Genomic DNA, 785 nt, shown 5'->3' with positions numbered 1-785 from the left:
ATCGGCTGCGGCTGGGGCGCCACGCTGCGGCGCGCCATCGAGAAGTACGACGTCAACGTCGTGGGCCTGACGCTGTCGGAAAACCAGGCCGAGCACGTCCAGCAGATGTTCGACGGGCTGGACACGAACCGCTCGGCGCAGGTGCTGCTGGAGGGGTGGGAGAAGTTCGACGAACCCGTCGACCGGATCGTCTCCATCGGCGCCTTCGAGCACTTCGGCCGGCAACGGTGGGGCCACTTCTTCAAGATGGCCTACCGGGTGCTGCCGGCCGACGGGGTCATGCTGCTGCACACCATCTCGCGCCCGACCTTCAAAGAGGCCAGGGCCCAGGGCACCCCGTTGACCCACGAGGTCGTTCACTTCACCCAGTTCATCCTGGCCGAGATCTTCCCCGGCGGATGGCTGCCGACGATCCCGTCGGTCGAAGAGCACGCCGGCGACGCCGGTTTCAAGGTGACCCGGATCCAGTCGCTTCAGCTGCACTACGCCAGGACGCTGGAGATATGGGCCGCCGCGCTCGAAGCCAACAAGGACAAGGCCATCGCGATCCAGTCGGAGAAGGTCTACGACCGGTACATGAAGTACCTCACCGGCTGCGCCAAGTTGTTCCGCAAGGGAATCAGCAACGTCGGCCAGTTCACCCTGGCCAAGTAGCGCGGCCCTCGGTCACTTCTCACACGTGAACTGGTTGACGTCCGTGTAGCCCTGGCGGAACAACTTGGCGCAGCCGGTGAGGTACTTCATGTACCGGTCGTAGACCTTCTCCGACTGGATCGCGATGGCCT

General features: G+C 64.3%; 2 protein-coding genes. One reads left to right on the top strand and one right to left on the bottom strand.

Annotation, left to right across the window (positions count from 1 at the left end; genetic code table 11):
- On the top strand, positions 1–654 hold a 654-nt coding region (locus A5712_RS18415), incomplete at its 5' end, for a class I SAM-dependent methyltransferase (protein ID WP_068107868.1).
- Positions 655–666: 12 nt separating this feature from the next.
- Here A5712_RS18415 and A5712_RS30330 read toward each other — a convergent pair.
- Positions 667–785, bottom strand: a 119-nt coding sequence (locus A5712_RS30330) for a class I SAM-dependent methyltransferase (RefSeq protein ID WP_197517919.1), incomplete at its 5' end; no start/stop codon positions are given.

It is taken from the genome of Mycobacterium sp. E2327 (assembly GCF_001672675.1).
GTDB lineage: Bacteria > Actinomycetota > Actinomycetes > Mycobacteriales > Mycobacteriaceae > Mycobacterium.
Note: the sequence above shows the minus strand (reverse complement) of the source record. Positions and strands in the feature narration are given on the sequence as shown.